The organism is Paradevosia shaoguanensis, assembly GCF_016801025.1.
GTDB lineage: Bacteria > Pseudomonadota > Alphaproteobacteria > Rhizobiales > Devosiaceae > Paradevosia > Paradevosia shaoguanensis.
In genome coordinates this window covers 3,298,423-3,318,698 of record NZ_CP068983.1, presented here as the reverse complement: position 1 = coordinate 3,318,698, position 20,276 = coordinate 3,298,423, and the positions used below count along the sequence as shown (strand labels likewise).

Below are 20,276 nucleotides of genomic sequence, written 5' to 3'. Positions count from 1 at the left end.
GTTTTCACATCAGCCGGCTATAGATCCACCAGAATACCAGCAGTGCCGCGATCACCCAGATCGCGGCAATTGCCATTGCAGCTGTCCGGCTCGATGGCCGCTCCGCAATCTCACCGGCCCGGACCCGGAACTCGGCCATGAGCGGCGCGGGGATCAACCGCACGACCGCGATGATCCCCAGCGGCACGATGATGAGGTCATCCACCTGGCCCAGAACCGGAATGAAATCGGGAATGAGATCGATCGGCGAAAGCGCATAGGCCGCCACCAGCCCCGACACGACCTTGGCGATCACCGGCGTACGCGGATCGCGTGCCGCCACGTAGAGCGCGATGACGTCGCGCTTGATCGACCGCGCCCATTGCCGAAGCCGCGCCCAAACGGCATCCGCCATCCATTCCTCCACTGCCCGAAGCCGCATCGACACTCGAGGCGAGACGCAATCCTAGCGCTCTCCCGATCAGCCGACTACGCCCTACCGGTTACCTGAAGCGCCTCCGAAAACACTTGTCGCGCACCGCCTTGAGGCGTAGATGGCGAGGTGTCGCGCAAAGCGACCGCCTCCCTTGATCCGCTCAGTGGCGGAGTAAACAGGTGGACGAATAGTCGTCCAGGTGGTCAAGCACACGCCGCCCCTGCCCCTTCGCGCATGGGTCGGCCAGCGTCTTCCAAAACCCGCATCGCCCGACAGACCGTCGGGCCTCAACGCGAGCCATCGGCGCGAGCAGCGTCGCATGCTCGCGCCTACCGGAGTTCGCTATGAACAGACCCCTGGTCGTCATCTATGCAGCCATTGTCCTCGACGCTGTCGGCATTGGCCTCATCTTCCCCATCCTGCCCGCCCTGTTGCAGGACGTCACGCACGCCGAGAACGTCGCCACCTATATCGGCATCATGGCCGCGCTCTACGCGACCATGCAGTTCGTATTCGCTCCCGTCCTCGGCTCGCTGAGCGATCGTTTGGGCCGGCGCCCGGTCCTGCTGATCTCGCTTGCCGGAGCGGCGATCAACTACCTCTTCCTCGCCTTTGCCCCCAGTCTCTGGCTGCTGCTGCTCGGCCGCGCCATTGCCGGGCTCACGAGCGCCAATGTCTCGGTGGCAACCGCCTACATCACCGACATCTCGCCCGAGCAAAGCCGCGCCCGCCGCTTCGGCCTCCTCAACGCCATGTTCGGCGCCGGCTTCATAATCGGCCCTATCCTCGGCGGCGCCCTCGGCGATTATTGGCTGCGGCTGCCCTTCATCGCTGCGGCCGTCCTCAACGCCGGCAATCTCCTCCTCGCTTATTTCGTCCTGCCGGAATCCCGCACACCCACGCACGAGAAGATCGATCTTGCCGCGCTCAATCCGCTCCGACCCTTGCGCTGGGTGCTCACGATGAAGAGCCTGCTGCCCATCATCGCCATCTTCTTCCTCCTCAGCGCCACCGGAGAGGCCTACGGCGTCGCCTGGGCCCTCTGGGGCACGGATACCTTCGGATGGAACGGCCTCTGGATCGGACTGTCCCTCGGTACGTTCGGCGTCTGCCAGACGCTGGCGCAGGCCTTCCTGCCTGGTCCGGCAGTCAAGCTCGTCGGGGAGCGCTGCACGATCCTCGCGGGTATCGCCGGCGTTTCCGTCGCGCTGGTCATCATGGCCTTCGCGACCCAGAGCTGGGTCGTCTTCGCGATCATGCCCATCTTCGCGCTCGGCGGTATCGGCGCACCGGCGCTCCAGTCTCTCGCCACCCGCCAGGTCGATGAGAGCCTGCAGGGCCAGTTCCAGGGCGTTCTGGCCTCCGTGGTCAGCCTTGCCTCCATCGCCGCGCCGCTGGGTTTCTCGGGCGTCTACTTCCTCGTCCGCGAGCAATGGCCCGGCGCCGTCTGGCTTTCGGTCATCGTTATCTACGCCCTGGCGATTCCGGTGGTCCTCGGCCTGCGGCTCGGAAAGCCGGAAACCTCAACGGCCGCGTGAACACCTATCGTTGCAGAGCCGCGGGGATGTTCATTCTCGGCGGCGCCCTCTGCACACTTTGTCCGAGAACCTTCATGCAATCGTAATTGCGCAGTCATCGCCAGGTGACTGCTCCGTCAAAGTCGGAAGCTAGGAGTCCCGCCCGGAAAGACCACGGCTTCCCACTTTGGAGACACCTAATGAAGAGCAATCTGCTGCTCGGCGCAGCAATGACGGTCGGCGCCATCGCGCTTACAAGCGCGCCCAGCATGGCCGCTACCAAGTTCGAATTCTGGTACGGCCTTTCCGGCGACCTGAGCGAACGCATCCAGGACATGTGCAAGGATTTCAACGCGTCCCAGGCGGACTATGAAATCGTGTGCGTCAGCCAGGACAATTACGAGAGCAATCTCCAGAACACCATCGCGGCCTTCCGCGCCAACAAGCAGCCGACCATCGCGCAGATCAGCGACGGCGGCGTCGTCGACCTGATGCTCTCGGGCGCCTATGTCCCCGTGCGCCAGCTGATGGAAGAGAACGGCTACAAGATCGACTGGTCGAACTATTTCTCGGGCATCGCCTCGTACTTCTCGACCTCGACGGGCGAGCTGCTCGCCATGCCGTTCAACAATTCGACGGCCGTGTTCTACTACAACACCGATGCCCTCAAGGCCGTTGGCTTCGATGGCGCGCCGCAGACCTGGGAACAGGTCGAGGATATCGCCCGCAAGCTCAAGGCCGCCGGCTACGAATGCCCGATCGCGTTCGATCCGACCGGTCAGTGGCAGTGGTGGGAAGAGTTCTCCGCCGTCCACAACCAGCCGATCGCCACCAAGGGCAACGGCTTCGGTGGCCTGGATGCGGAAGTTGCCTTCAACAAGGGCAAGTTCGTCGACCAGCTCGCCTGGTACAAGAAGATGTATGACGAAGGTCTGCTCGTGAACAAGAGCAAGGCCGCTGGCGAAACCGCCAACGATTCCTTCGTGAACGCCCATTGCCAGATGAGCTCGTCCTCGATCGCCGACCACGGCTTCATCGGCAAGCAGGCCAAGGAAGGCATGCACTGGGACGTGACCATGCTCCCGGTCTGGGAAGGCACCGAGCGCACCAATTCCTTCGTGGGTGGCGCAGCTCTCTGGACCCTCAAGGGCAAGTCGGCTGAAGAGTACAAGGGCGCTGCCGCCTTCTACAACTTCATCGCCACGCCCAAGCAGGCCGAATGGTGGTCCACCGTTACCGGCTACATCCCGGTGACCAACACGGGCTACCAGGCCATGGTCGACAAGGGCTTCTACTCCGCCGCCCCCTACAAGGGCCGCGAGCTCGCCATCAAGAGCCTGACCTTTACCCCGCCGACCGAATACACCCGCGGCGTCCGTCTCGGTAACTTCGGCGCCGTGCGCAAGGAAGTCCAGGACGCCATCCAGGCCGTTCTCTTCGAGAACAAGCCGGTGCAGCAGGCCCTCGACGAGGCCGCGGAACGCTCGAACGCCATCCTGCGCAAGTTCGAGAAGACCTATCCGGGCGCCACGCTCCCCTGATCCCCGCGAACTCCGGCATGGGCTGCTCAGCCAGCCCATGCCTTTTTCATTTTTGAGGATGGCTTTTCGCCATGGAACGACGCGCATTTTACCGGAACGGCTGGCTGCCGTGGCTCCTCCTGGCGCCCCAGCTCATCCTGGTCCTGGTCTTCTTTTACTGGCCCACGTCACAGGCCCTCTACTGGGCCTTCACGCTTGAACAGGCGTGGGGCGGCGGCAACACCTGGGTGGGGTTCGACAACTTCCTCGCCATCTTTGCCGACAACAAATACTGGGCGACCGTGGGCCGCAGCGCCTTCTACGCCATCGCAGCGACAGGCCTTTCCATGGCCGTGGCGCTGATCCTGGCCATGTTCGCCGACCGGGCCCTGAGCGGCACCAAGCTCTTCCAGTCGGTCTTCGTCTGGCCCTATGCGATCGCCGCCCCCGCGGCCGGCGTCGCCTTCCGCTTCATCTTCTCGCCCGAGGCCGGGCTGATCGGCGCGGTCAACCAGATATGGCCCGGTATCTGGGACCCTTCCACGGTCGGCTGGCATGCCCTCGCCATGGTCATCATCTGCCATGCCTGGCTCGGCATCGGCTATAACTTCATCTTCTTCCTCGCCGCACTCCAGATGGTGCCGCGCTCGCTTTCGGAAGCCGGGGCCATGGATGGCGCCCGCCCGTTCCGCCGCATGCTCGACCTGCAGCTGCCCCTGATCGCGCCGACCGTGTTCTTCCTGCTGATCATGAACATCATCTCGAGCTTCACCGACAGCTTCGGGCTCATCGACGTCATGACCGAAGGCGGGCCGATCGGGGCCACCGAAGTCATGGTCTACAAGATCTACTTCGACGGCTTCAAAGGCCTCGACTACTCGGGCGCCGCCGCCCAGTCGATCGTCCTCATGCTCCTTGTCATCTCGCTGACCTTCGTCCAGTTCAAATGGGTCGAACGGCGCGTCCACTACAATTGAGGTGCCGATAGATGATCGAACGCTCCCCATTCTTCGACTTCGTTTCCTACGCGGCGATGGTGATCGGGCTCGTCCTGGTGCTCATCCCGTTCTGGGTGGTGATCGTGGCCGGCTCGCAATCGCTCCAGGAAGTGGCTCGCGTGCCCTTCTCGATGCTGCCGTCCAGCCACCTCATGGAGAACATCCAGGCCGCCTGGGCGCGCGCCGACCTCGGCCCCAAGCTCATCAACAGCTTCATCGTGGCGGCCGGAGTGACCATCGGCAAGATCACGCTGGCGGCCTTCTCGGCCTTCGCCATCGTGTTCTTCAACTTCCGCGCCCGCATGATCTGCTTCTGGGCGATCTTCATCACCCTGATGTTGCCGCTCGAAGTGCGCATCGTGCCGACCTATTCGATTGCCGCCAACGCGCTGCTGCCGTTCCAGGTGCTGCTCGATACGCTCGGCATCACCTGGCTGGTGCAGTCGGTATCGGGCGTCCAGATCGCGCTGAACTGGAACCTCCTCAACTCCTACACCGGCCTCATCCTGCCGCTCATCGCCACAGCGACCGGAACGTTCCTCTACCGCCAGTTCTTCATGACCATTCCCGATGAGCTGGTGGAAGCCTCCAAGATGGATGGCTCGGGACCCATGGGCTTCTTCTGGGACGTGCTCATCCCGCTCTCGCGCACCAACATGCTGGCGCTCGCCACCATCATGTTCGTCTCGTCCTGGAACCAATATCTCTGGCCGCTGCTGGTCACGACCGATCGCGCCAATTTCGGCACTGTCGTCATGCAGCTCAAGGCGCTCATTCCCGCCCAGAACGGCACGCCGGACTGGAACGTCACCATGGCCGGCGCCCTCATCATCATGCTGCCCCCGCTTCTCGTCGTTGCCCTTATGCAGCGCTGGTTCGTGCGCGGCCTCATCTCTCGCGACAAATGATTGGATCGAACATGACAGCCATCACTCTCAAGGGCGTCAAGAAACGCTACAACAAGTCGCTCGTGGTCCACGGCGTGGACGTCGAGATCGAGGCGGGCGAATTCATCGTCATTCTCGGGCCTTCGGGCTGCGGCAAGTCCACGCTGCTCCGCATGATCGCCGGCCTGGAAGAAATCACCGACGGCGAAATCCTCATCGGCGACCGCGTCGTCAACCAGCTCGAACCGCGCGAGCGCGGCTGCGCGATGGTCTTCCAGAACTACGCGCTCTACCCGCACATGACCGTAGGCAAGAACATCGGCTATTCCCTCAAGGTCGCCCGTATCTCCAAGCCCGAGCGTGACGCCCGCGTCATGGCCGTGGCCAAGGCCGTCGGCCTCGAAGCGCTCCTCGACCGCCGCCCCGGTGAACTCTCGGGCGGCCAGCGCCAGCGCGTCGCCATGGCCCGCGCCATGGTGCGCGAGCCGAAGGTGTTCCTCTTCGACGAGCCGTTCTCGAACCTCGACGCCAAGCTGCGCGTGGCGATGCGCTCGGAAGTCCGCAAGCTCCACCGCCAGCTGGGCGTGACTTCGGTGTTCGTGACCCACGACCAGACCGAAGCCATGACGCTCGCCGACCGCCTCATCATCATGAACGCCGGCCGTGTCGAGCAGGTTGGGCGCCCCATCGAGGTCTACAACAACCCCTCCAGCCGCTTCGTCGCCGATTTCATCGGCTCGCCGGCCATGAACCTGCTCGAAGGCGAGTTCGACGCCGATGGTCTCTTCGTCCACGGCACCGGCGGGCGCATCCGCGTTGAATCGCTCAATGGCCAGCGCGTGCCGGGCCGCAAGATCGTGCTCGGCGTCCGCCCCGAGGCCGTTCGCCGTTCGGATGCCAACACCGCCGGCGCCATTCCCGCCGTCGTCGACTATGTCGAAGAACTGGGCGCCTCGCGCCTGATCCATGCCGACGCCAATGGCTCGCGCCTCATCGCGCTCGACACCGACACCGCGGAAATCGCCTCCGGCACCCCCGTGCACCTCTCGCTCGGGCAGGAAGCGCTGCACGTGTTCTCGGCCGAAGACGGCCGCCGCATCAATCCCCACGCCTAAGGCCATTCAGGAGCACCAAATGGGCAATATCATCGCCACCGGCTTCAACGCCGGTTCCGTCGACGGCGAGTTCGAAAGCCTCGAAGCCGATCTGCGCCGTCTCGCCGATATCGGCGTCGACACGGTCGAGCTTGGCCTCACCACCCTCGATCTGGTTGCGGGCGGCCGCATCATCGAAGAGCGCGCCGACGCTCTGGTGTCGCTCACCAGCCAGTTCGATTTCCGCTACACCGTCCACGGCCTCGTCTCGTCCAACTTCATGGATCCGGTGACCGCCGAGCATCAGCTCGACGCCGCCAAGGCTCTCGTTGAACTTTGCAACCGCATCGAAGCTGGTATCATCGTCCAGCACGGCGGGTGCCTGCGCGCCGCCCAAATCCACGAGCGCGCCGAAGCGGACCTGCGCGAACGCGACATCCTCAACGAACTCGCCGACTTCGCCCGCCCGAACGGCGTGCGGGTGGCGCTCGAGAACATCTTCACCACCGAACCCGGCCAGTACCGCCAGACCCCGGCCGAGATCGCCGAGACCGTCAAGGCCGTCGACCACCCGAATCTGGTGGCACTGATCGACTTCAGCCACGCCTATATCGAATCCACCTATCGCGGCCTCGATTTCCGCGAGCAGATCGCCGCGATGGCGCCGGTCGCCGGGCACCTTCACGTCCACGATTCCTTCGGTCGCCCGATCGGCTTCTACCAGCCGTACCACCCGCAGGAAGCCACGGCCCTGGGCCTGGGCGACCTCCACATGCCGCTCGGCTGGGGTGACATCGACTGGGAAGACATTTTCGACGAACTCGATTTCCTCCCCGGCACGGTGCTGATGATGGAAATCGGCCGCCGCTACAGCCGCGAACAGCCCGCCTGCCTGGCCATGGCCCGTGCGCTGGCCGGTCTCGATGACGACCTGACTGCGGAAGCAGCCGAGTAAGAAACGTGGCGCCGGGCCAACCCGGCGCCATCTCCTAGATAGACCGCGTCACGCCGCCATCCACCCGGATATTCTGCCCCGTGATGTAGGCAGCCCCATCCGACGCCAGAAACGCGATCGTCGCCGCGATCTCTTCGCTCGTCCCGTATCGCCGCAACGGCACCGTCGAACGCCGTGCTTCGGTTTCCGGCAGGCTGTCGATCCAGCCGGGCAGCACGTTGTTCATGCGGATATTGTCCGCCGCATAGGTATCGACGAAAATCTTGGTGAAGGCCGCCAGCCCCGACCGCGCCACCGCCGAAGTCGGAAACATCTCGCTGGGCTCGAACGCCCACGCTGTCGAGATATTGACGATCACCCCGCTCCGCTGCTTCCGCATCACGGGCGTCACCAGTCGTGTCGGCCGAACGACGTTGAGGAAGTAGGTGTCGATGCCCTTGTGCCAGTCCTCATCGGTCAACTCGAGTATCGGTTTGCGCGGACCGTGCCCGGCGCTGTTGACCAGCACATCGACGCGCCCCCAGCGTTCCACGGCCCCCTCGACCAGCCGCCGAAGATCGTCGACCGATTGATTCGAGCCCGTCACGCCGAAACCACCCAGCTCCGTCGCGAGCTCTTCCCCCTTCCCCGAGGACGAGAGAATGGCGACGCGATAACCGTCGGCGGCAAACCGGCGCGCCGCGGCCGCGCCCATTCCGCTGCCTCCGGCCGTGATCAGGGCAACCTTGGTTTCCGGCATGAATCTCTCCTGGCAAAGTGGCGGCCATTATTGCCGACCCTGCCGGATGCCGGAAACAACAAAGGCGACCCGAAGGCCGCCTTTTGTAAACGTTGGTGGGTGCGCACGGACTCGAACCGTGGACCCGCTGATTAAGAGTTATCGGTGATGTTTCTGATGCCCCGGTTTCCCGTGGGCTTGGTTTCCAACAGTAGCGCTCTGATGCCCGCAAAACTACCGGAACAAACAGCGAATTGGAAACCGCTGGCGATCACTCCGGTTCGCCCCGACGATCGAGCACAATGTAGATCGTCGTCTCCCGGGCATGTCCTCGCCCGTCTGTGGTGCGTCTGGAATCGCTCATCACCTCGACCAGCACCGGGCCATGACCACAGGTCTCGCACTTCAGGCGGCTGACGAACTCCCCCAAAGTGACATCCCATCCGTAGGTCGCGGCCATCAACCGCGCCGGGAGCGTTGCGCTCTGCTTACCGCAGGCGCAGGTCGCCGATATCCAGAAGCCGGACATTTCGCTCAGGCGAGAGGTCATGGGCATCGTCTTCGGCAACGGGGCGAATGGATCGCGGAGATCGGGGAATGGGAAGGGAAGCTTGGGATCGCGCATCGGCCGTGACTCGTTCAGTGATCGGGCCCATCATCTAGGCCAGCGATACCGCTCGAACGAGAAAAGAACAATGCCGGAGGGCAAGCCCCGGCGCGGAGATGCCGATGGCCAGCAGGGTACTGATACTGACGGAAGGCGAGTTAGAGGTCGTGCAGCACGCAATCAACCTCTGGCGCTTCGAGCACCGCAACAAGAAGGATACCGACACGAAACGGGGCCGGATGTACCTCGATGAGGTCGAAAGACAGATCGGCGGGAAGTACGATAGCGGCCGGGTTGATGATCTCATCGATATCGCGGGGCGGATGGCTTTCGATGCGATGGACTGAGCATCGTGATTTCTCACAATGGACGGCGCCGAGAATATGCGGGAAGCTCGTGGGGAATGGAGTTGCGGAATGCCTGAGGAACCGCTGATCCCGCCTTCTGCGCAAAAGCTGCTCATAGCCGAGCATGAGCTTCTTATCGCGCTGACGGCGATCCAGCAGGAATTGGCGAAGCATGGCGTGCCCTCGTTGGAAGTCGAGGGCCGGCCGCTATCAGAGCTATTTGCAGGTCAAACAGCACCCGATTTATCTGCCAACGCTGCCCGCAGTGCTCGAAGCAGATCGACAGAGCCCCATTGACCCGGAAGGGCAGCCAGTCCTTCACCGGATCGCCGCAGCAAGGGCAAACTACTGCCCTTTCCATAGCTGTAAGCCGAGCTGGAAAACCCACATCACCCCGCTCACCACGGCGAGGATAATCACCCATCCGATCTTGGAGGCGATGCCGTCGATACCGGTGCGGAGCCGGCGCAGGAACCGGAAGTCCTCCCGCGCCGCGTCTTGATGGTCAGGCCCATCGAGGCGGAGGCCGGCATCGGCCAGCTCTTCCCTCATGACCTGCCGAAGCTGGTTTAGTTGCTCTTGGGAAAAGCTATCGCTCATGAGCTCTACCGCTCGGTGTAGGTGTGAGGCTTGCCGGTCTGGGCTTCTGCGGCCGCAACCGCCTCCTCCGGGCTGGCGAAGGTCGGCAGCTCCTGTGGCTGGCTGCGGAAGTTGGGGATCAACCAGACCAGCAGCGCCCCGATACCGCCGATGACGGCCGAAGCGGTTCCTTCATCAAGGCCAAGGTCGATCCCGGCATAGATGCGGATGAAGTTCGCCGCGGCGATCACGAGAGCCACCCAGAACTTGGCGGCGCGAAAAAGACCGAACATGGAAAGGATGCTGAGCATTGGCGCCTCCTAGTGCGCGAGGAAGAAAAATGCCGCCCCGAAGGCGGCGATGATGGCGAGGATGATGATAAGGACTGCGGCCGTTGGAGTAGCGGGCTTGGCAGGCGGCGGAATGGGCTGCGAGCTGGGCTTCTGCGGCTTCGGGACGATATGAGCGTCACGAGCCTTGATAAGCACCGCCTCGACGCTCTCAGGCGATGTCAGCGCCTTGTTGAGGCCGTCACCGGCATAATAGCTCTGGCCACGCTCGACCTGCCGCTTCTGGCCTGGCGTGCTGGCGAGAACAGGAAGCGAGGCCCATTCCTGCGCCAAGGCCTTTCCGAAAGCCGTGCGCGTAAGGAAGCCGACCATGTAGTTGTCGTACCCGCGCCGCTTTAGAAGCTCGAAGCCAAGGCGGTCTTGAAGGTCTGCGGAGAACATCTCCTTGCCCGTAAGGCCAAGCGACTTCTTCAGATCCTTCAGCGTGGCATTCATGAACTGGTAGCGGCCGGCAGCGGAGGACTTATAGGCCTTCGTCCAACTCGGACCAGCGGCAATCACCTCATCCAACGTCATGGACGTGAGCGGCTTGGTCAGCTTGCCTTGGTTGTTGCCGTAAATGGTGCCGTAGCCCTTGGGCGCTTCGATCCCGCCGATAAAGTCGAGCAGGATCGCCGCGCCGGGAGGCACGTTGGGATTGGCCATTCAAGGCCTCCTGTGATGTTGAAGATGAAGGGCGACTCGGCTAGCGATCGGGCATGAACACGCCAACGATCTCCGAAGCCGCCATGGAAGTGCTTACCCAGCTTGCGGAAAAGCCAGGATCAGCCGTTGATGCTGCCGCCTATCGAGAACTGGCAGCCTATGACTACGTGATGGCTGGGCCGGAGAATGCGCATATCACCCAGCGGGGAAAGCTGTTCTGGCTGCATAGCCAAGGGAAAGAGCAGGTTTAGCGCCGCCAGCGGTTGGCTTGGCGGTACGCGGCGATAAGCAGGATGGCAGCGAGCGTGAGTGCTCCACCGATAGCGCAGGTGACATAGATCATCCGTTGCCTCGCGGCCTCTTGCGCTCTATGTTCCGCGCCGGAGCGCATGCATGTGCTCTGGGGCGTGGAAACCCCTTCGCAGAGCGGCCTGGCGTAGGCCGCAAAATACGCTCTCCCTTCGACAAGTCGGGGAGGCGTTGGCGTATGTCCAGGCCGCAAGGCTAAAGGTCAACGCGAACCCGCTCTGCGAGGTTTTTCCAACTCCCCGACGCGAAACCGAGGGAGCCTTCATGACTATTGTTGCCCGCGTGGCCTATCTGGCACTTAGCGGCCTTGCCGCAGTCGTTGTTCTGCCGCTGGTGCTATTGGCGGTGCTCGGAGCACAGGTTTTCCGCTTCTGGGACTGGTGCGAGCTGCACGGCGAGCATGACGGCGACACGGCCAAGATGGCTAAGGCCCGCTGGAAGCGCGGTTACTGATCGGGGGCGAGCAACTCCCCTGCCCGCTCTTCTCCTAGCGTGGCTGCCACAGCCGCACTGAGCTGCGCGAACAATGGATCGTCGCTCACAAAATAATCCACGGCGTAGAACATCATGCGCAGCTTGGCCGGCGTGGCTGGGTTTTGGAGGACGGCTTCCATGGTGAGCACCTCCTGCTCAGACATGCGCCTAATAAAGACAGATCGGTAGAGCTGGTATGGAGCCGGCAACGGTTCGATTGCTGCCTCGTCTAGCCATTCCTCGGCGTACCCGATCTGAAGCACCTCGAAGATCCCGCTAATGCGGCCGTCTTCATCGCGATGAACGTACGGCATCAGCTCTGCCCTCTCGTGTCGATAAAGCCAACAGTGGAGAAATTGAAGGTGATGCTCGCGGTCGAGCCAGAGAGCCGCCAGCGGAATTGTCCTGAGGCGTTGGTCATCACTCTGACAACCGCGATACCGATTGTGTTGCCGGAGTTGTTTCCTGTTGCGACGCTTATCACGTCGACAGATGGCGCTTGGTCTGAGAGTGCGAGACTGGATACGTATCCAAAAATGAAGCTGGACGCAGAGGCGTTGTTGATCGTGCAGGTGAGCATCGCTTCCACAGCAATGCCCATAGGGACAGCCGCAGTCCCGGTGATAGCGCTGGTACCAGGATTATTTGCCGTGCCGGTCTGGGTGACGGCAGACCAGTAGAAGTTGTCACCACGCTGCACAAAGCCTCGGATCGCCCCAGACACCCGCATGATGGAGCCAATGCGGCGGTACTGGGTATAATTCGCCGGGAGCGTGGGAGCGGTCGGGCTCACGTCAAAGCCGACATCTACGACGCCGGTATCAGGGCGGCGAATGAGAAACACGTGGTAGGTCGTGTCAGCAATCGCGGCGGCCGACATGCGACCGCCATTGCCCGAACCGACCGCCCAAGCAGCATCAAGGCGCTTTGTAATAGCGCTTGATAGGGCGAGGTTTATGGCGCCAGTGCTGTCGATCGCATTGCCAACCGCCACGTCGATGTCGTTCGTGAAGTCGACGGCATTGTTCGAAAGCGTGAGCCCATAGAGATATCCAGCAAGGTGCTGCTGGAGCGCGAGCCGGCCACTCTCATCAGGGATCGTCAGCGTTCTGGTTGTACCCGTCGCGATGCTCGAGAGGTCAAACGCCGCCTTCTTGGTGGGGTCGGCGCCGTCCCAAATGCGGAACACGGAGGATTTGAACCATGCCTTGAGCTGCGCCATGACAGCTCGGATGGCATTGTTGATGCCAGAAGGCGCGCAGCCCTCATCGATGTTCGTGCCGCCAATGTCGGTGTTGTTGGACGCAATCTCGTCCCACTGATCTACGCTGGTCTTCGCCATTTATTTCCTCGACCACGAGTTGGTGTCTGGGTCATATCGGTTTTCGCCTCGAACGGGGCTCATGCCGCCGCCCCCGCTTCCGCCGCCACTGTTACCGCCCCCAGAAACCAGCCGACCCATGTTGGTCCAGCCGCCGCCCGCCGCAGGGGCGTAGATGTACCCGCCTGCCTGCATAAGGGTGGGCAGAGAAGGGCCGGAGGACTGGCGCGGCGCACTTGGCATAGGCAAGGAGGCCCGCGGCACAGGAACACGCGGCGGCGTCACGTCGAGCATGCTGGCTACCGCGGTGCGAGGCAGCGGCGGGCGCGGGATCGGAGCTACAGCGCTCGGAGAGACGCCAGCCACGCGCATGCTGGTCACAGGGTCCATAATCTGGTTGGGCAACAGTCGATCGGTGCTGGTCTTGAAGGCAAGCGCAGTGCCAAGCGGCGGGTTTGCGAAGTTTCCGAGTTCGCCAAGAGATGGCATCGTGCCGAGACCGAGGCCGGCGGTTTTGGTGGTGCCAGGCTGCGGCAGCGGTGCGGGTTTCGGCGGCGTAACAGGCACTGCCCGAATGGCTTGAAGCTCGGCAACGCTCGGTTGGTGTGGCGCAGGTGCAACGGGACGAGCAACAGTCCGCGTATCGGGAACGCCGGCGTTTTCGTAGGCAATCTGCCGCTGAAGGTTGCCGGCAGGTTCGGGGGCCGGACGCGGCGTCACGAGCGGGATCAGGTCACCGTATTTCTGCTCGAACGACGAGGTGGCGGCAGTCTTCGCCTCCTTGGGCGCCGAGAACACGCGCGAGGGGGCCATTGTGGCTTCGCGAGCCGGCGCCTGCGACTGGGCAGGCTTGGGACGAGAGGCAAGCGAGGCAAGGCCGATATCCGGCTGCCCGCCTTCCCAAAGGGTGAGCGCAGCCGGGTCAATCACCTGCCCATTGCCTTGAAGGATCGGCGTTGCATTGTTTCGCGGGGCAGTCATGCTAGACGGGAACGGAACAGCGCTAGGGCGCGTCGTGTCATTCGGAAGGGAGGCCATGGTGCGCGCGATCATGGCGTTAGTGTTCGGCGCAGGCATAGGGGCCGTTGCGCGCGGCAAAAAGGCGTCAGGCTGCGTCGAGGTGCTGGTCGGGAGGCCGGTGCGCGGATCAATCGAAACCGTGGAAACCGGGCGGACGTTCAACCCCTCCGCAGTTTGTGGGAGCGGCGCATAGGCGGAGCGGATGGCGGCGAGATCGGCGGTTTGCGGAGTGGGCGCCACAGCATCAATGGCGGAGAGGGCGGAATTGGATGGCCGGTTGCCCAAATAAAAGGTCTGACCGCCAATTCGCGTCGTGCCGTTGCGGTTCTCAGCATCGGCCCAATAGGGCTTGATGCTTGACGCATGAAACATGGTCCCGCCATTGAGCGGGTCGGGCACACGCCCATTGACTACGTTGTCCCAAATCCTTGCAGCTTTCGCTACCGTCGCCGGATCACCCATCGCTTTCTTGGCTGAGCTGCCCGGCCGCGAATAACCCTCGAACTGCTTGGGCTGGCGGACAACCTGCTCAGGCGTAAGCCCGCTTTTTGCGGCACGGTTGGCGATTGCGTAGGCAACGGCAGTCATGCCGGCCTCGCCGTCGCCTACCGCCTCGCCTATGAGCGTTCGGAGAACATCGTTTAGTTCAGCCATCATTACCCCATAGAAAAAGGGCCACTCCGAAGAGTGACCCTTTGTTGCCTTGGCTCAACGAGCCGCGCCTATCCAAACCCGGACTGGCCCCGCCCCGCCTGCCATGACACAACCCGCCGTGCCGCACCGTGCCGGGCCAAGCCCAACCTTACCTCGCCTGCCATCACGCGCCGTTCCGAGCCTAACCCCGCCGGGCCTTGCCTTGCCTGCCAAACCTTGCCAGCTAACTCAGTGTTTGGCGCCGCTGAGTAGTTTCTGTTCGAGGTCATCAGCGGCCTCAAACAACGTTGCGAACTCCGCGAGGTCTTTGTAGCGCTGCCGCCACTGCTGGAACTCGCGCCACGCATTCCGCAGCACGATTTCCCGCGTAGACTTGACGGACATCGCGTGCCCGATCTCGCGATAGTGCGGCGCGCCGGCCTCCTTGATATGCACGTAGGCGCGCATCTTCTTGGCCGGCTCTTCTGGTTTCTTATAGATCGCCACAACCGCCCGGATCAGGCCTCGTGCCTGCGCTAGGCGGTACTGGTGCGCCGCGTCCCCATCCTTCCACTCGAAGAACGAATGGAGCGGGCTGTTCGGGTTCTTGGCGTCCGAAAGAACGTCCTCCGGCGTAATCTCGCCTTTGAACTTTTCGCGAAGCATTTCCATGTGACGCCCGACTTCGTTGGCGTCGGGATGCTCTCCGGCTTGGAAGCGGGCGCCCGTGGCAAACTCGAAACCTACGATCTTAGGCGCCGGGCTCATGCTGCAAGCTCCAGCTTCGCCAAATCGCGTTCCGTGGCTACATGGAACATGCCATACTGGCCGTCCTTCTCAGGGCGCCATTCCCCTACCCCGACCGCGAAGCCGGCCACGTTGAGCAGGTTAAGGATTTGAGCCTCGCTCAGGACGTTCTCGTTGTAGCGAACGAGTATCTTCGCGCGCCACGATGAGAACTCCGGCCGATAGCGGAGGTCAGCGGTCCCCATGCCGACCCGCACCATGTCCTCGCGCATCGCTGGATCGCCGCCTTCGATACGAACGAGATTGACGCGCGACTTGCTGCCGTCGAAAGCGCCTGCGATGTCGGCATCCTCACCGAGGATGTGGAACGCCTGCCGTGCCTGGATTTTGGTAAGCCCGGCGACCGAAGTCCCAGCCGTCACCGCTGCATTCTTGAAGGCTACCGAGGGAAACCCGTATCCACCATCCGAGAGGCGATACATCGACGCTTCAAAGTCCGCCTTGGGGTCTTTCGCCTCCTTGGCCGGCTTCGCCTTCTTCATCTGTTTGTCGAGCATTTCCTTCTTGGCCTTAGCGGACCAAGCGTGAACGATCAGGGGGCTATCCCCGATCAGCGTAACTTCCATGATGCCGATATTGAGGGCGGGAAGTTCGATACCAACGTCTTTCTTGGCAACTGCCATTTTCATTCTCCATTGGGCATCCGGCCCGCCAAGACCTGGATGCGTGCAGGTGGTCGCAAACGACCGCCGGAGCCCAATGAAGCTCGCGGTCGCATCTACCCCATGGCGGCGGGGAATTCGGATTAAAGAGAGCGGAAGGTCCGAAGCATCGCGTTGCGCGCTTCGTTCTCGCTATGGTTGGCGAACTCCCAGCGCGTCCGGTCGAACGACTTGAGCGCGTCTTTAAGCGCGTCGTCGGCAACACGCCATTGATCGATGGCCCGCCCTCGAAGCGTTTCGCGCTCACGACCGCTCTCGAAAATGTCGCGATCAATCAGTGACCGCGCATACTCAACGGTGCCGGCAGGATAGACGATAGACACGTAGTCAGCCGGAGCAACCGAAGACGTCATGAGTTCGGCAAGTGCGTCGGAAAGCTCGCGTTGCAGTCGGCGCACCTTGGTACCGGGCTCTTCGGCGGCAATGGCATCGGTCGCAAAAACGGCGGAGCCAACTAGCGCGAGAGCTGGGGACGCTTTAAGCAGCAAGCGCCGCGTGATATGGCGTGAGTCAGCCATTCCGTGATCCTCCGTAGATCATGGTTGTGGTTAGGGCCGTGAAAGGGAGTTCCAGTCCCTTTTCGGCCCGACCATTTTGTGTTAGCACTAAATGAATGAGGCTGTCAATTAGTGATAACAGGAAATCAAGAGGCCGCCCGGTAACCACCGGTACAAGCCCGCTGATTGGCGTTCGGCTCCCGCAAGACCTGTTGGAAGCTCTGGATGAATTCATCCAGGAACAGCACCCCAGCATTTCGCGCCCGGAAGCCATACGGATCGTATTTCGCGACTGGGCGATTGGTCACGGCTATCTTCCTGCTCCTCCAGAGGACAGCAATTGATGAGTGTGCGCATTACTCGATACAACAGCGCTGACTACCTGGAACCGGCAGCGATCCATCCCGGAGAAATCCTCCGGGAGGAATTCCTGGAGCCCTTCAATATGGAAGCGGCCGACCTGGCGACCGAGTTGGGCACGCCTGTCGCCGACATCGAAGCGGTCTTGAATGGCAATGCACCTGTCACCGACGAACTGGCATCGAAGCTATCGAGCGCTTTTGACACCAGCTCTCAGTTTTGGCTGAACATGCAAGCAGCGTTCGATCGCTCCTGACTCGACATCGGCCTTTCCCTCTGCTTGATTTGGAAGTGGAGGGCTCAATTATGAAGAAGATATTCGCCATCGCCTCGGCATGCCTGCTTCTGGCCGGTTGCCAAACCACCAGTCCGGAAGTTCGCGCTGCGCAAAACCAAGCGTCTTGCCAAGGATACGGCTTCAAACCAGGGACCGACGCCTACGCCTCCTGCATGATGCAGTTGGACATACAAGACAGACAGGCTGATGCGCAGGACGATGCCAACTTCAGGGCGAACATGAGGCAGTTGAGCGCCAACATGCTCACGCCCGCGCCGAAGCCGGTAACCTGCAATTCCTTCCGGACAGGGTTTGGTTCGTCCTCTACAACGTGTTATTAGGCGTGCATGCCCGATATCGAACTCGAACCGCGCAAGCATTCCCACCTCTACGAAGTGAAGCCTATGAGCCGATGGTGGTTGGTCCCGGCGATTGGGTACGCGTTGCTCTGCCTTGCCGTCATGGGGTTCGGCAATTGGCAGGCTTACTGCGCGCTTTTCGGTGGCGCGCTGTTAATGCTCGCGCTGCTAATGATCTTCCCGCACTATTGGCTATCGCGACGGGACTAGAGGCTTGCTGCCCGGCAGGGCGGTACGAAACAGCATCCGCTCCAGCGCTGTTGCCTTGTTCGGATCGAACTTGGGGAGCGACTGCAAGCCTTCCGTGGCGACAGCGCCCATGGCGCGATTGGCTAGGTTCGTGGTCATTTTCTCGCTCGCGTTCCGACCGATCGAGCCAATTGCCGGCCCCAGGACCATCCCGACCGGGCCGCCGGCCATCTGGCCCAGAGCCATACCGGCAGCACCGCCGATACCGTTGGTAGCCGTATTGCCGCCAAAGCCAAACGTTCCGATCAGCTTCATTAGGTTAGAGCCGGGCGTTCCGTCGATCACATCCTTGATGGCCTGTTGCTCGGCTGTCGTGAAGCGGTTCCAGACATCGGGCTTCCTGAAAAGCATGGTTCGAAGCGCATTGCGGATACCCTTCTCCGGCCCAGACGCGGCAGCCTGTCCCACGCGAATGGCCTCCTCGACCAAGCCCACCTTGTTGGCGCGCGACCACGTAGAAATGCCACGATAAAGAGCGTTGGTGGCTTGGGACGGATCAGCGCCACCGAGAATATCCGCAGGCTTCAGCGTCTGCACGAAATCATCGAGGCGCCGGATGACGGTATTGGCAAAAGCAGCATCTCTGCCCTCAGACGACATCGCAACGCGCTGAGCCGCCTGACGCAGGAGGTGCAAATCCTTCATGTCTACGGCAGTGCCGCCGCGAGCGAGGTCATCGGCAATCGACAGCATCATTTCGGATAGCCCGACCGACTTGGGGTCAAGATTTGCGTTGATCCGAAGCTTCTGGCCAATGCTCTGCACATCCCCAAGGAAACGCATATAGGAATTGTCGGTGATAGCGAGCGGCGTTCCGCCGGTGGCCTGCTCGAACATCGCCGATGCAGCGGATTTAAGATCGTCCGCCGTTGGTGCGGCCTTGGCGGCGGCATCCAAAATTCGCCCTTGCTGTCCACGCTGCACGGCGCTCCCGATTGTGTTGCTCACGAGGGGGATCGCGCCCCCGACAACGCCGCCAACGCCCGCAGACATCAAAGCGTTCATTCCGCGGTCAGCAAGATCTCCATCCGCCGACCCAAACCCATATGCCGCACCCTGCCCGGCGCCAACACCGGCGCCAGTTAGCGCCCTCATACCCAGCGTCGCACCGCGCCCGGCAAGCTGCCCGCCCGCTGCCACGCCAGTCGGAATGGCTCCAGCAATCTCGGAACCGTAGGCAACAACCGGATTGTCTTCCCGAAAATTGTCGACCAGCCCCTGTTCACGAGACAGGTACGCATTGAATTTGTCGCCAAACGACTGCGACTGATCTGGATTGAACGCCGCGGCGCCAGCCGCCACAAGTTCGTCACCGAAGCCGAAAGTAGCGCCTTGCAACGCCGCGCGTGCGGCGCCCTCTACGCCACCTGCACGGCGTTCCGGCGTAAGCTGCCCAGCCTGACGCTGTTCGGCCTGCTGCTGGCTCTCTCCTGCGCCCGGGGCCGCCAGTTGCTGCCGCAGATAGTCGCCATCGCCATTGCCAGGATCACGAAGCTCATACAGCACATCGCCGCGGTCAATTCCGAGCTGGCCGAGATAGTCGGCCATTGGGACGTCGCTATAGAATTTGCGGTGAAGCGCCATCGCTAGCGCACCGTCACCCATGTCGTTGTATTCGGGATGCTGCTGCCGAACCTGCGCGAGAGTGGCCATCAGCGAATCCCCAGCGGGTCGGATGCACTTTGCCCGCCTTGGCTATTGGGCTGCCCACCACCCTGCCGAGCACGAGCGCGTTCCACGCCTCGCGCCACGATCTGTTCGTAGTCGCTCAACGCCTTGAGGAAGTCCTGCTGCGAAAGAGCCGTATCCATACGGGTAATGGCCTGCGTAGCTGCCTGACCTTCCGTGTTCGAGAGCGCGCCCAAGCCTCGCATCTGCTGGATAGCGGAAAGGAACGCGCCGCTTTTTGCCTGATCCACGAGGTTCTGAAAGCCATAACGGCCCGTGCCGGGGATTTTGTTCCCGCCAAAGCCCACCGAGGTTCCGGTCGCCCAAGGCAATTCCGGGCTCGTGCGAATTTGGTTGATGAGATTGAGCGCCATTTCACCGGCCGCGATATCACCTGGCGCGGCGGCCTGGGCCTGCCCTGCGGCCGTGCCAACGGCGGTACCCTGCGCCTTCTCAAGATTGATTTGGCGCGGGTCGACCAGCCGGACGCCATCTGGAACTTGGGATTGCACTAGCTCGCCTGTGGAGGACGGCTGAAGCATGACCCAGTTGCCCTGCTCATCCTGCCCCCACTGAGGCGTCAGACTGACATTCTGGCGGTTGGTGCCGCCACGAATGAAGTCTGCAAAGCCGGGGTTCTCCTGCGAGAATAGATAATCCCGCATGTTGGCCGTCTGCGCGTCCTGCCCATATCCAGGCTGCATGCGGCGAAGCGCTTCGGTGTACGCCAAGCCGCCCTGTCCCGCATCAACCAGCGGCACTAGGTCGGAATAGCCCTGCTGTTCGAGCCAAGCGCGCGTTGCGTTGCCTTGCGCGGTTTCCTCTTCGCGGAGCCGATCCTTCTCGGCAATATCCGCATCGACCTGGCCGCCCTTCATGGCATTGACCATGGCCGCGCTGGGGTCGCCGGCAAGCATGCCGCTAGAAAAGCCCATCAGTTGATTGCGTCGGGGGGCCACCCAATCCGAAATAGGGTTTGCGAACGGCAGGAAGCCAGCAGTTGCCATC

27 protein-coding genes are annotated in these 20,276 nt (G+C 62.2%); 13 read left to right on the top strand and 14 right to left on the bottom strand.

What is annotated here, in order from left to right; genetic code table 11:
- Positions 1-4: 4 nt before the first annotated feature.
- A complete protein-coding gene (locus tag JNE37_RS16075; protein WP_203063797.1) occupies positions 5-394 on the bottom strand; it encodes a YkvA family protein in 390 nt (129 codons plus the stop codon).
- A 365-nt stretch (positions 395-759) separates the two neighbouring features.
- Between JNE37_RS16075 and JNE37_RS16070 the strand changes: the two genes are divergently transcribed.
- From JNE37_RS16070 to JNE37_RS16045, 6 genes are all read left to right on the top strand, one after another.
- Positions 760-1,953: a TCR/Tet family MFS transporter gene (locus JNE37_RS16070; RefSeq protein WP_203063796.1), complete on the top strand. Its 1,194-nt coding sequence runs from the start codon at positions 760-762 to the stop codon at positions 1,951-1,953.
- A 179-nt stretch (positions 1,954-2,132) separates the two neighbouring features.
- On the top strand, positions 2,133-3,473 hold the full coding sequence (locus JNE37_RS16065; protein ID WP_035033398.1) for an extracellular solute-binding protein: 1,341 nt from the start codon (positions 2,133-2,135) through the stop codon (positions 3,471-3,473).
- A gap of 71 nt (positions 3,474-3,544) precedes the next feature.
- Positions 3,545-4,429: a carbohydrate ABC transporter permease gene (locus tag JNE37_RS16060; RefSeq protein WP_203063795.1), complete on the top strand. Its 885-nt coding sequence runs from the start codon at positions 3,545-3,547 to the stop codon at positions 4,427-4,429.
- An 11-nt stretch (positions 4,430-4,440) separates the two neighbouring features.
- Complete coding sequence (locus JNE37_RS16055) at positions 4,441-5,358, top strand: ABC transporter permease subunit (protein WP_203063794.1); 918 nt, start codon at positions 4,441-4,443, stop codon at positions 5,356-5,358.
- A gap of 11 nt (positions 5,359-5,369) precedes the next feature.
- Positions 5,370-6,452, top strand: a complete 1,083-nt coding sequence (locus JNE37_RS16050; RefSeq protein ID WP_203063793.1) for an ABC transporter ATP-binding protein — start codon at positions 5,370-5,372, stop codon at positions 6,450-6,452.
- A gap of 19 nt (positions 6,453-6,471) precedes the next feature.
- Positions 6,472-7,386, top strand: coding sequence for a TIM barrel protein (locus JNE37_RS16045; protein ID WP_203063792.1), 915 nt, complete (start codon positions 6,472-6,474; stop codon positions 7,384-7,386).
- Between the two features lie 34 nt (positions 7,387-7,420).
- Here JNE37_RS16045 and JNE37_RS16040 read toward each other — a convergent pair whose 3' ends face one another.
- Both JNE37_RS16040 and JNE37_RS16035 read right to left on the bottom strand, forming a co-directional pair.
- Positions 7,421-8,125, bottom strand: a complete 705-nt coding sequence (locus JNE37_RS16040; protein WP_203063791.1) for an SDR family oxidoreductase — start codon at positions 8,123-8,125, stop codon at positions 7,421-7,423.
- A 250-nt stretch (positions 8,126-8,375) separates the two neighbouring features.
- Positions 8,376-8,729 carry a hypothetical protein gene (locus tag JNE37_RS16035; protein WP_203063790.1) on the bottom strand — a complete coding sequence of 118 codons (354 nt, stop codon included), beginning with the start codon at positions 8,727-8,729 and terminating at the stop codon, positions 8,376-8,378.
- 104 nt (positions 8,730-8,833) lie between these two features.
- Between JNE37_RS16035 and JNE37_RS16030 the strand changes: the two genes are divergently transcribed.
- Entirely contained in the window at positions 8,834-9,058 is a 225-nt protein-coding gene (locus JNE37_RS16030; RefSeq protein WP_203063789.1) for a hypothetical protein, read from the top strand.
- Between the two features lie 69 nt (positions 9,059-9,127).
- Positions 9,128-9,355, top strand: a complete 228-nt coding sequence (locus JNE37_RS16025; RefSeq protein ID WP_203063788.1) for a hypothetical protein — start codon at positions 9,128-9,130, stop codon at positions 9,353-9,355.
- Positions 9,356-9,403: 48 nt separating this feature from the next.
- Here JNE37_RS16025 and JNE37_RS16020 read toward each other — a convergent pair whose 3' ends face one another.
- From JNE37_RS16020 to JNE37_RS16010, 3 genes are read right to left on the bottom strand one after another with little or no spacing between them, the layout of a single operon-like run.
- On the bottom strand, positions 9,404-9,658 hold the full coding sequence (locus JNE37_RS16020; RefSeq protein ID WP_035029941.1) for a hypothetical protein: 255 nt from the start codon (positions 9,656-9,658) through the stop codon (positions 9,404-9,406).
- 5 nt (positions 9,659-9,663) lie between these two features.
- Positions 9,664-9,948 (bottom strand): hypothetical protein, encoded by a 285-nt coding sequence (locus JNE37_RS16015; protein WP_203063786.1) that lies wholly within the window; start codon positions 9,946-9,948, stop codon positions 9,664-9,666.
- A gap of 9 nt (positions 9,949-9,957) precedes the next feature.
- The gene (locus JNE37_RS16010) at positions 9,958-10,632 is read right to left on the bottom strand and encodes a lysozyme family protein (protein ID WP_203063784.1); all 675 of its coding nucleotides are present in this window, start codon (positions 10,630-10,632) and stop codon (positions 9,958-9,960) included.
- Between the two features lie 53 nt (positions 10,633-10,685).
- Here JNE37_RS16010 and JNE37_RS16005 point away from each other — a divergent pair, with 53 nt between their 5' ends.
- On the top strand, positions 10,686-10,883 hold the full coding sequence (locus tag JNE37_RS16005; RefSeq protein ID WP_203063782.1) for a hypothetical protein: 198 nt from the start codon (positions 10,686-10,688) through the stop codon (positions 10,881-10,883).
- A 322-nt stretch (positions 10,884-11,205) separates the two neighbouring features.
- The gene (locus JNE37_RS16000) at positions 11,206-11,394 is read left to right on the top strand and encodes a hypothetical protein (protein WP_203063780.1); all 189 of its coding nucleotides are present in this window, start codon (positions 11,206-11,208) and stop codon (positions 11,392-11,394) included.
- On the opposite strand, the gene JNE37_RS15995 is transcribed toward JNE37_RS16000, so the two are convergent.
- The 6 genes from JNE37_RS15995 to JNE37_RS15970 form a co-directional block, all read right to left on the bottom strand.
- The gene (locus JNE37_RS15995; RefSeq protein ID WP_203063778.1) at positions 11,388-11,729 is read right to left on the bottom strand and encodes a hypothetical protein; all 342 of its coding nucleotides are present in this window, start codon (positions 11,727-11,729) and stop codon (positions 11,388-11,390) included. The genes JNE37_RS16000 and JNE37_RS15995 overlap by 7 nt on opposite strands.
- Positions 11,729-12,757, bottom strand: coding sequence for a hypothetical protein (locus JNE37_RS15990; protein ID WP_203063776.1), 1,029 nt, complete (start codon positions 12,755-12,757; stop codon positions 11,729-11,731). Before JNE37_RS15990 ends, JNE37_RS15995 begins: the two co-directional genes overlap by 1 nt.
- Entirely contained in the window at positions 12,758-14,344 is a 1,587-nt protein-coding gene (locus JNE37_RS15985; protein ID WP_203063774.1) for a cell wall hydrolase, read from the bottom strand.
- A gap of 294 nt (positions 14,345-14,638) precedes the next feature.
- Positions 14,639-15,157, bottom strand: coding sequence for a hypothetical protein (locus tag JNE37_RS15980; protein ID WP_203063771.1), 519 nt, complete (start codon positions 15,155-15,157; stop codon positions 14,639-14,641).
- Entirely contained in the window at positions 15,154-15,819 is a 666-nt protein-coding gene (locus JNE37_RS15975; RefSeq protein ID WP_203063770.1) for a hypothetical protein, read from the bottom strand. The genes JNE37_RS15980 and JNE37_RS15975 overlap by 4 nt, the downstream gene beginning before the upstream one ends.
- Positions 15,820-15,941: 122 nt before the next feature.
- Positions 15,942-16,376: a hypothetical protein gene (locus JNE37_RS15970; protein WP_203063769.1), complete on the bottom strand. Its 435-nt coding sequence runs from the start codon at positions 16,374-16,376 to the stop codon at positions 15,942-15,944.
- Positions 16,377-16,471: 95 nt separating this feature from the next.
- Here JNE37_RS15970 and JNE37_RS15965 point away from each other — a divergent pair, with 95 nt between their 5' ends.
- Genes JNE37_RS15965 through JNE37_RS15955 form a run of 3 tightly spaced genes read left to right on the top strand, consistent with a single transcriptional unit; the run spans position 16,472 to position 17,333 of the window.
- The gene (locus tag JNE37_RS15965) at positions 16,472-16,699 is read left to right on the top strand and encodes a ribbon-helix-helix domain-containing protein (protein WP_203063767.1); all 228 of its coding nucleotides are present in this window, start codon (positions 16,472-16,474) and stop codon (positions 16,697-16,699) included.
- Positions 16,699-16,971, top strand: a complete 273-nt coding sequence (locus JNE37_RS15960; protein WP_203063760.1) for a HigA family addiction module antitoxin — start codon at positions 16,699-16,701, stop codon at positions 16,969-16,971. Before JNE37_RS15965 ends, JNE37_RS15960 begins: the two co-directional genes overlap by 1 nt.
- Positions 16,972-17,021: 50 nt before the next feature.
- Positions 17,022-17,333: a lipoprotein gene (locus tag JNE37_RS15955; RefSeq protein WP_203063759.1), complete on the top strand. Its 312-nt coding sequence runs from the start codon at positions 17,022-17,024 to the stop codon at positions 17,331-17,333.
- A 210-nt stretch (positions 17,334-17,543) separates the two neighbouring features.
- Here the strand turns inward: JNE37_RS15955 and JNE37_RS15950 are convergent, their stop codons facing one another.
- Together JNE37_RS15950 and JNE37_RS15945 are read right to left on the bottom strand one after the other, a co-directional pair.
- Positions 17,544-19,253 carry a hypothetical protein gene (locus JNE37_RS15950; protein WP_203063758.1) on the bottom strand — a complete coding sequence of 570 codons (1,710 nt, stop codon included), beginning with the start codon at positions 19,251-19,253 and terminating at the stop codon, positions 17,544-17,546.
- Positions 19,253-20,275: a hypothetical protein gene (locus tag JNE37_RS15945; RefSeq protein WP_203063757.1), complete on the bottom strand. Its 1,023-nt coding sequence runs from the start codon at positions 20,273-20,275 to the stop codon at positions 19,253-19,255. The genes JNE37_RS15950 and JNE37_RS15945 overlap by 1 nt, the downstream gene beginning before the upstream one ends.
- Position 20,276 lies beyond the last annotated feature (1 nt).